The sequence below is a fragment of the Mesorhizobium sp. M1295 genome (genome assembly GCF_040318135.1).
GTDB lineage: Bacteria > Pseudomonadota > Alphaproteobacteria > Rhizobiales > Rhizobiaceae > Mesorhizobium.
Genome location: NZ_JAMYLU010000028.1, coordinates 61,648 through 70,632 on the forward strand (window position 1 = coordinate 61,648; position 8,985 = coordinate 70,632).

Sequence of the window (8,985 nt, forward strand, 5' to 3'; positions counted from 1 at the left end):
TGCAGCTGGCACCGCCGTCCATGAGGCGACCGGCTTGCCTGACGCGTATAGATCCCTCCCACTGGCTGCGAATCCCCTGCTACCCTCAATCACCAGTACAAAGGGATCCGTCCCACCAACCAACAGCCAGATTATCCTCCGTTCCGGCAAATGCCGGAACTTACCATCTAGGCAACTCTCGAAAGTATATGCCGATCCAGGTCACACTTAGCCAACCCGAACCGCCAGCGATGGTTCGTAGCCTCACGCCTGCTCTGGTAGAACAAGGTCAGTTGCCGGCCGTCGATCATCACCGTCGAATGGCCATTCTCGCCGGGCTCACCAGGGTCGAGAACGGGGCCAACGGAAACGTAGGGACCCTTGACGTCATCGGCGATGGCGAAGAAGACGCGCTGCCGGCTGCCGCGCGGACCTTCGGGGAGGAAGCAGGTGGCGTTGAGAAGCACACGACCGTCCGGCAGCTCGACGAGCTGCGCGCCTTCGATCCCCCATTCGTAATCGGGGTGCTCGCGCGCATTGTGATGTGGCACGTCGAGATGATCGAGTATCTTGCCGAGACGTTTCCATGGCCCGAACCAGGAATCGGATTGGCTGCGCGCCAGATAGACATCAGGCTGGGGCACCCTGGTGAATTTGGGCATGCCTGAATAGACGATATAGCGCTTGCCTCCGACGATTGCGGGGTGGGGATCGTAGATGCCGTCCTCATCGGTGTCGGGCAGCGACAATATCGCCGGATTGAGCACCACCCAATGAAAGCCGTCATTGGACACCGCGTGCTCGCAACGTCCGCCGGACTTCATGAATTCGGTCTGGATAAACATGTGGAAGACGCCGCACTCATGAATGACGCCGGGCGCCGCAATGCCAGATCCGGTTACCGGCAAAACGATCGCCTCGTGCTCTGTCCAGGGTCCATAAAGATCCGGCGCTGTGGCGTGGAGGATTTTCCAGCTCTCTGTTGTGACGGTGCCGCTGGAGCCGAAGACGTGCCAGAGCGTGCCGTCGAACACCGGACAAGGGTCCTTCAGATCATCCACAACCTGCGGGTGAAACAATGGAAAGACGTTGGTTTCAAAGTCGATCTTCATTCGCCAGCCATCCCTCGATTCGTCTCGGTCTCCATTCAAATGAACCACCGGCGCGACTCAGATGAATCGATTCCAAGCGTACTTATAGCTCCGCTGATGAACGGTTGTTGAACGATTGAAGGATTTGAACCGCTCTGTGGCAAAGGGCCACATTTGGGGAGCCCGACCTGACGCGAGGGGCTTCATCATGTGGATCGAATGGGGGCGGCCGGCTCGCCCCTTCTCTGTCGAGCCGTCGCAAGTGGAGCGGACGGCTGGTCTCGCCCGAGACAGTTTGGAGCTATGGAACAACTTATCGGGATGGAAGTTATATAGAAGGCTGCGAACTTCATGTCAAAGCTGCCTCGATTGACTTTTGTTAGTCGAGGCATTTTGTAACTATATCGAAGGATAATCTACATGGAAATGGCGGCTGGCCGGGCCAACACACCAAAAAATCCTGTACAATCGTCTATTTTAATTTGCTTTTCACACCTCCGATGGAACTTCGTATATCAGAGACCACAACACATTCTGACCCTGGCGTCAAAACAGCAGCAGCTAATTTACTTCGAAGAGCCGATCTTCGATGAGAGGCGCCACCCTTCGATGCGGGTGCACAATATTACCCCCAAGATCAGAATAGTGACGCCGCTGATCCCAGTTGGTACTTCCGCGACCAGGGCGGACGCAATCCAGCGCAGGTTCGTCGATCAGATCCTCGCCTCCACGCCGCATGACCGATTGACGACCTGGTATTACACGCCCATGGCGCTACGCTTCAGCGATCATCTCGCCTGTGACGTCTGCGTCTACGACTGCATGGATGAACTCTCCGCGTTCAAAGACGCTCCCGCAGAGTTGACGCAGTTGGAAAAGGCGCTGTTGCAACGTGCCGATGTCGTCTTCACGGGCGGGCAGAGCCTCTACGAGGCCAAGCGCAGCTTGCATCGGGCGATCTTTCCCTTCCCGAGCAGCATCGACGTTACCCATTTCCATCAGGCTAGGGCGCCAGGTGAAGACCCGTTCGATCAGGCCGACATACCTCACCCGAGGGTGGGGTACTTCGGGGTCATCGACGAACGGCTCGACCTTGAACTTATCGCGCATGCGGCTGCGGCAATGCCAGACGTGCATTTTGTCATGCTCGGCCCTGTCGTCAAGATCGATCGGGCGAGCCTTCCCACGGCAGGCAACCTGCATTGGCTGGGCGGCAAGTCCTATGCAGACCTGCCGAACTATCTCAGGCATTGGAGTGCCGGCTGGATGCCGTTCGCGCTCAACGAAGCGACCCGCTACATCAGCCCGACCAAGACTCCCGAGTTTCTTGCGGCAGGACTGCCGGTGTTGTCCACGGCGATCGTCGACGTTGTGCGTACCTACGGCGTCGAAGGCCTTGTCGAGATTGTCGAGGCGGAGGACATCGAGGCCAAGCTTCGCTCGATCCTGGCCCACCCCCGCGATTTCCTGGTGGAGAAAGCCGACGCCTACCTCGCCGACATGTCCTGGGAGAAGACCTGGAGCGCGATGGCTGCCCACATCGAGCGCGCCCATGCGATGAAGAGCGTCGTCCCATTCCTGAGGAGGGCGTGAGCGTGTTCGACTGGTTGATCGTAGGGGCCGGTTTCGCCGGCAGTGTGCTGGCCGAGCGTATCGCATCGCAACGGCAGGAAAGCGTCCTGATCATAGACCGACGAAATCACGTCGGCGGCAATGCCTATGACTGCTACGACGAGGCGGGAATACTAATTCACCGTTACGGGCCTCACATCTTTCACACCAACGCCCAATCGATCGTCGACTATCTGTCGCAATTCACGCAATGGCGGCCTTACGAACATCGCGTGCTGTCGCTTGTCGATGGAAAGCTGCTGCCGATACCGATTAATCTCGACACCATAAACCGCCTCTACGGCCTTGAATTGACGTCCGAGCAGCTGCAGGACTTCTTCGGTTTCCGACGCGAAACGGTCAAAGAAGTCCGCACCGCCGAGGACGTCGTGGTGAGCACAGTCGGCAGAGAGCTCTACGAGAAATTCTTCCGCGGCTACACGAGGAAGCAGTGGGGTGTCGACCCTTCCCAGTTGAGCAAGTCAGTGACGGCGCGAGTCCCGACCCGGACCGATCGCGACGATCGGTATTTTGGCGACAGCTTCCAGAACATGCCGGCAGGCGGGTATACGCGCATGTTTCAGCGCATGCTGGATAGTCCCAAGATCAAGATCATGCTGCAGACCGACTACCGCGAAATTCGCGACAAGATCCCCTTCCAGCAGATGATCTATACCGGTCCGATCGACGAGTATTTCGACTGGAAGCTTGGTCGCTTGCCCTACCGTTCGCTGCGCTTTGAGCACACGACGCTTGATTGCGAGCAGTTTCAACCGGTCGCCGTCGTCAACTATCCGCAGACGGAAAAATACACACGGATCACCGAGTACAAGCATCTGACCGGTCAGCAGAGTCCGAAGACCAGCCTCACCTACGAATACCCCACCGACGTCGGAGATCCTTATTACCCGGTGCCGCGGGCCGAAAACGAGGCTTTGTACAAACGATACGAAGCTTTGGCCGCGGCGTGCCCGGAGGTCTGGTTCGTCGGACGTCTTGCAACATATCGCTATTACAATATGGATCAGGTGGTCGGCCAGGCATTGGCTACGTTCGGGCGCATTCAGACACGCCTGCCAGCAAACGGGATGCTCGTCACGCCGACGCAGCGCGAGGCGGCCGAGTGAATGATGCGCCGGCCTGACCGGCGTCGGGCGACCCACGGCCAAAGAGACCAACGATGTTTCTCGGCTTCTCGGCGAACAGCTCTAGATATGCTGTGCTGTTGATGCAGCTGAAAAGCGCGCACTGTTCGTATCAGCGAGGCTATAGCGCGCTTGCTTGTTGTTCCTCAAACGCCAAGAACGATTGGCGCTGGCGCTCCAACTCGTCCGCAAGTGGCTTGCGAACAGTGCGCGAGCCGTCCGCATGAATGGTGGAGAACAAGCCGACTTCGGCGTGGCGCGAATTGTCCCAACCTGGGTAGGCCGTCACCGGGTACAGGCATATACCCTGAACAGGTGCACCGAGGCTCGTCGCATCGCGCACTTCGTCGCAAACGTAGTGAAGCCAGGCTGGCCGCCCTGAACCTTCGGCGCCGGTCTCGGCGATGAACATCGGCTTCTTGTATCGTTCGGCGACCTCGACCAGCAATTCCGAAAGTGCACGGTATTCGTGGTGCCCCATCGGTATCGTTGGGCCATTCAAGTACCATTGGTTGTGCGGATAGAAGTTGAGGCCGATGACGTCCACAACGTCCTCGCTGCCGCCCAACTCCGGTTCCACGCGCCCGATCAGCATGTCATACGCCTCGAATTGGCCCTGGCGAGCATTTTCGGCGCGCCGCCGCTCGGGGTGAGTACGGTCACGAGGAGCAATATGGATCAGCGGTTCAGCCCAGATGAACCTGCAGCCGGGTTCGGCCTCCCGCATGGCCCTCACGCCGGCGACCGCTGCCCTGACAAGGTGTCGTTTGAACCATCCACGCTTGTTCGGCCCGACGCGGGGGAAATAGCCGACCTCCACAGCCCATGCAAAAAACGAAATCTCGTTGATCGGGCACACCAGGGGAGCCACCCCGGTAGCGGAGCGATGAACCCGAACAGCTTCCGCGGCGAAACGGACGTAGGCCTTGATAAACCCCGGGCCACCTTGGTCGATATGGTCTGGCGAGCCATAGTGGAAGATATCCCAGATAATCTGCACCCCGGCCGCCTGGGCTGCTTCGATCGCCGACGTCCAACTCGACCAGTCGAAGACTCCGGGCGCTGTTTCAATCAGGTGCCAGCGCAAGCCGTCGCGGATCGTGCGAAGCCCAAGCTCGGCACAACGGCGATAGTCGGCATGTGCATGGATGTCATGTGAGGTCGCGCGGATCAGATCAAGACGGGCCCCGTCGGCGCGCCTGTGGGAGGAACACTCGAAACCAGCCATGAAAAAGCTGTCGAACCCGGAAGAGCCTGCCGTGGGCCGACGAGCGGTATCCTCGTTCATACCAACATCCTGTCGCCCAAGGCGTGGGCAAGTAATCGCATTCGCAGTCCCCCATTGTCAGTTCCGGTGGCCTAGTCGAAACCGGTCGGCCACCACCACGTCGACGGCTCGGCGGCTGCGGTGTACACGTGTGCCTGGATTGGCGAATACAACCAAGCTCCAATCCAGTCTGCCGGGGGCCGCGGTCGCGTCGATTCGATCCGAAGTTATGCGGCCTGTTGCATCGCCCGTTCGTTGACGCCTGTTTCGCCTAGTCGGGTGAGCGCCTCATCGGTTGCTTTTTCTTCCTTGAGCGTCTGTTCGAGTAGCGGGACGGCGTCTTTCAAGCCAAGTAACCCGGCCCATGTGACAAGAGTCCCGTAGCGCGCTATTTCATAATGTTCGACGGACTGGGCTGCAGCCACGAGACCCGCGTCCAATGCCGGAGCCTCCTCGAATTCCTCCAAAATCTCCTGTCCTTCTTCGATGATGCCGTCGATCGCCGGGCACGTTTTCCCTTGGGCTCTCTTGCCAAAGGCGTCGAAAACTTGCTGCAGACGCTCGATCTGACCTTCCGTCTCGTCACGATGTTTTTCGAACGCCGCCTTCAACTCTTCGGACTCCGCGCCCTTTGCCATTTTCCGGAGCGCCGTCAGAATCTTGCGTTCGGCGTAGTAGATGTCTTTCAGACCATCATAGAAAAGGTCTTCCAAGCCCTTGGAGCTGCCCTGAGAGCTTTTTTTCGTCGCCATTGTCATCTCCTCTTTCATTTCTATCGACGCATGCATGGCTCTAACTGGACCAGTCTCTTGTTGTTCCTTCGGCGACGGCACACCGGCAGCCAACAGCGAGCGACGGTCGGGTTGACCGCTGATTTAAGTCCGCCGCGCCAGCAGCGGCTTGAGCATCTCGGCTGCGCTCCATTGCGGAAGTTCCGGAATGAGGATCGTCTGCCTGAAGGGTTTCCGCTGTCATCGAGTCCTTGCGGCCGCATTTTTCGCAACGGACCTTTGCCCGCACCTGATCAAGGTTCCCGATCTCTTCTCGGAGTTCGAGAGGGTTGGAGAAGCGCTTAAGGCGTTGGCGTCCCGGATCATTGCAAATTACATGGCCGGACTAGTGGACGAGGAAGAACTACTGTCGGCTTCCCGGCAGGCGCTTGGACGGCAAGTGCAGACCTGAGCGAATCCCCTGGCTAGAATTGGTCCGGAACCGTACAATAGCAAATCGTCAGCAATACAACATGGCCGCTGACGCTTGGGAGCGACTGTCGCACTCTTGGCCCAATACGAGGCATTGGTGTAATGGCGGAAGAACAAGGGCGGCTCGGCCCGAAATCTGAAATCGTCAGCGAGCTCGCGCGAGAGTCAGGCGTATCCGAACACCACATACGCGAGATAATGTCGCTGGTCGGCTTCGATCGCGGCTCAATCCTGAGGGAAGCTCGTCTCCTCAAAAAGAACAAGTAGGGCCGGCGGTTTTGCACGGCGTCGGCGGCATCTGGTCCACCGGAAATGCATTCTGGGCCGAAGCATCCTTCTGGTTGCCCGGCTTTGTCCTGTTGATGAGCGCTGCCGCGGCGCTGGCCGGCTTTACCGATTTTCTTGGAAATTCAAGGGTGCGGTCCATCAATGCAGCGTGGCACCATATGGTCGGCAATGTCGTGGCCGTGGTGCTGGCGCTGGCCAGCTTCATGCTGCGCCTAAGCGCCGGTGCCGCCGAGGGCGCCTTGCCCTGGGGCCTGGCGCTATCAACGATTGTCGTTCTGCTGCTCGTCTACACCGGCTGGAAAGGCGGAACGCTTGTCTACGAACACAGGGTAGGCGTCCATCCCGAAGAGGGTGAGGATCTCAACTCCCGCCCGGAATTATCCCGATAGGTTGACGAATGGCCGAACTGCGGGGAGCCGTCGTCGTGGTCGCCGGCGCCTCGAGCGGCATCGGCAGAGCGACTGCTCTGGGTTTGGCGCGCAAAGGCGCACGGCTAGTGCTGGTCTCAAGAAACGCGGACGCACTCGACAAGGTCGCCAAGGAGTGCGCCGGCTTGGGCGGTGAGGCGCTGACCTTTGCCACCGATATGGCGGACGATGCGGCCCGTGGAGAATGCGCAGCTTTGCCGTGTCGCGTTTCGGCAGGATCGACGTGTGGGTGAATTGCGCCGCAGTCCTGCTTTTCGGCCGCTTCGAGGAAATCCCGCCGCATGTGTGATCAGGACGTTTCTGGTGGATGGCGCCGGTACTGAACAAAGCTTGTGACCAGTCGGATGCGGTGAGTGGAAGAGCCCGCCGGCTTCCCCAGCCCCCTTGGGGTGCAACCTGTAGTGAATGGACTGGAAGACAATCTTGCCGTCCTGAATGACGGAACTGTCGGCGCCCTCAATGGCGTCGGACCTGGACGAAGTTGCCGACCAGATCAGCAGTGTATAGGGGCCGCGGACCTGTTTTGCGATGTAGTTGAACTCACCTTGAGGCAGCTGCTCGCGCAGGCGTTTGGACGACAGGCGGACGGCATCATGGCCTCTAAATTCGAATTCGCGGTCAAGAGGACCACGTCCACAGCATAGTTGCGCCTAAGATCCTCCTCGATGTCGCCAGCGGCGCGAAGCCTCAGATGGTCTTCGAAAACCCCCTCTGCGGCCGAGCACGTCATGTCTCCTTTGCAGTACCGGAAAGGCCGTGGACAGCCGTCTCGTCCTTCGCGATGCTGAACGGATGCGACCCCGGTTTGTTTCTGAGGCCAACATGCGCTGGAGCCGGATTGCCTTGCACCCCCGATCACAAACGAATGAGAACATTCAATCGGGGTCCTCATGGCTTCCGCCATCGACATTCTGGCATGCTGACCAGCGACGAGGTCGGCAATTGTCCAGGACTAGAGCGGCCGGCCAGGTGCGCTTGCAGCGGTGCCGGGGGGACCTCACGCTCCAAGGCCGTCCTGGCCTTCGCCAGCGACAACCACAAGGCCTGCAAAAAAGCTTCATCTGCTTGCGGTGTTAATCCGACCTCCTTGCAATGTTCAACGATCCTGTCCTGAATCGACACTGCGGTTTCATACCGTTGGACAACCCTTGCCAGAACGTCCTTACAGGTGCCAATCGCCACCTCCCGAATGTGGTCAGCGACGGGAGAGAGGGCAGCACGGGTGACATCATGAGCAACGGGGCGTCCCGATCAGTCGGATGTATTCCGCCTCGGGCTGCCCATAAGAACGATCCGCCAACGCGCGTCTATAGCAATAGCTTCAGCCTTCAATTGAACAAGCAATCGTGCGGGGACTGGTCCTCACCCATGACCAGGGCTGATCCGGTCATACCGTCAAAGCCAATAATGCCAACCTCGGCCTCGACCTCAGCCCGAAGCTTCGCCACCATTGACCCGAGACCGCTCTCGAAGAAATCGAGGTGTCAATCGGGACCGAGGCCTGCTCCAGGTGCGTCGTCAGTCCCAAGTGACGGCCTTCGAGGTGAGGCTGCAGCAATGTCAGATCCGGCGCGCTCAGGCGCCGCAACAGTTCGTTCTTGAACGAGGTTTCCATCTGCGCTGTCTCCCGATCGGGGCGGAAGCGCGATGGTCGCTCACAGCTGACGACGCCCTAGGTCGTGAACTCATAAATGCGGTATGACCGAGAGGGGTGGGAAGCAGAGCAAAGGGGTTGGTTCAGCCCTCCACTTCCCATTTTAGTTGGCTGGCATCGACGGTGTCTGATCCCATATGCTCAACAAAAAAGTCTCTTATCCTCTGGCGATGCCGATCCCATCTGGGAGACATTCGCTCAGTCTCATTCTCGTACTCAGCTAGAAATACCCATTCGTAAGCGCGAATTTCCCCGCACCTTTTGCTGTTGAGTGCTCTGATGCATGAGGTGTCCACCAAAATAGGTGGACACCTTGTGAT

8 protein-coding genes are annotated in these 8,985 nt (G+C 58.8%); 5 read left to right on the forward strand and 3 right to left on the reverse strand.

What is annotated here, in order from left to right; translation table 11 throughout:
• Positions 1 to 167: 167 nt before the first annotated feature.
• Positions 168 to 1,091: a glycoside hydrolase family protein gene (locus tag NKH29_RS28265; RefSeq protein WP_352473704.1), complete on the reverse strand. Its 924-nt coding sequence runs from the start codon at positions 1,089 to 1,091 to the stop codon at positions 168 to 170.
• 399 nt (positions 1,092 to 1,490) lie between these two features.
• Between NKH29_RS28265 and NKH29_RS28270 the strand changes: the two genes are divergently transcribed.
• Positions 1,491 to 2,663 carry a glycosyltransferase family protein gene (locus NKH29_RS28270; RefSeq protein WP_353001096.1) on the forward strand — a complete coding sequence of 391 codons (1,173 nt, stop codon included), beginning with the start codon at positions 1,491 to 1,493 and terminating at the stop codon, positions 2,661 to 2,663.
• Between the two features lie 2 nt (positions 2,664 to 2,665).
• Entirely contained in the window at positions 2,666 to 3,808 is a 1,143-nt protein-coding gene (gene glf / locus NKH29_RS28275) for a UDP-galactopyranose mutase (RefSeq protein WP_352920928.1), read from the forward strand.
• A gap of 139 nt (positions 3,809 to 3,947) precedes the next feature.
• Here glf and NKH29_RS28280 read toward each other — a convergent pair whose 3' ends face one another.
• Positions 3,948 to 5,114, reverse strand: coding sequence for a glycoside hydrolase family 1 protein (locus tag NKH29_RS28280; RefSeq protein WP_023677857.1), 1,167 nt, complete (start codon positions 5,112 to 5,114; stop codon positions 3,948 to 3,950).
• 206 nt (positions 5,115 to 5,320) lie between these two features.
• A complete protein-coding gene (locus tag NKH29_RS28285) occupies positions 5,321 to 5,845 on the reverse strand; it encodes a YciE/YciF ferroxidase family protein (protein WP_023677856.1) in 525 nt (174 codons plus the stop codon).
• 187 nt (positions 5,846 to 6,032) lie between these two features.
• Here NKH29_RS28285 and NKH29_RS28290 point away from each other — a divergent pair, with 187 nt between their 5' ends.
• From NKH29_RS28290 to NKH29_RS28300, 3 genes are all read left to right on the forward strand, one after another.
• The gene (locus NKH29_RS28290) at positions 6,033 to 6,275 is read left to right on the forward strand and encodes a hypothetical protein (RefSeq protein ID WP_352473700.1); all 243 of its coding nucleotides are present in this window, start codon (positions 6,033 to 6,035) and stop codon (positions 6,273 to 6,275) included.
• A gap of 298 nt (positions 6,276 to 6,573) precedes the next feature.
• Positions 6,574 to 6,972, forward strand: coding sequence for a DUF2231 domain-containing protein (locus NKH29_RS28295; RefSeq protein WP_352706236.1), 399 nt, complete (start codon positions 6,574 to 6,576; stop codon positions 6,970 to 6,972).
• A gap of 8 nt (positions 6,973 to 6,980) precedes the next feature.
• Positions 6,981 to 7,244, forward strand: coding sequence for an SDR family NAD(P)-dependent oxidoreductase (locus tag NKH29_RS28300; protein WP_352706234.1), 264 nt, complete (start codon positions 6,981 to 6,983; stop codon positions 7,242 to 7,244).
• Positions 7,245 to 8,985 lie beyond the last annotated feature (1,741 nt).

Coding starts and splice junctions, on each gene's coding strand:
- NKH29_RS28265 (WP_352473704.1), bottom strand. CDS start 1,091: ATGAAGATCGACTTTGAAACCAACGTCTTTCCATTGTTTCACCCGCAG.
- NKH29_RS28270 (WP_353001096.1), top strand. CDS start 1,491: ATGGAAATGGCGGCTGGCCGGGCCAACACACCAAAAAATCCTGTACAA.
- NKH29_RS28280 (WP_023677857.1), bottom strand. CDS start 5,114: ATGAACGAGGATACCGCTCGTCGGCCCACGGCAGGCTCTTCCGGGTTC.
- NKH29_RS28285 (WP_023677856.1), bottom strand. CDS start 5,845: ATGGCGACGAAAAAAAGCTCTCAGGGCAGCTCCAAGGGCTTGGAAGAC.
- NKH29_RS28290 (WP_352473700.1), top strand. CDS start 6,033: ATGAGGATCGTCTGCCTGAAGGGTTTCCGCTGTCATCGAGTCCTTGCG.
- NKH29_RS28300 (WP_352706234.1), top strand. CDS start 6,981: ATGGCCGAACTGCGGGGAGCCGTCGTCGTGGTCGCCGGCGCCTCGAGC.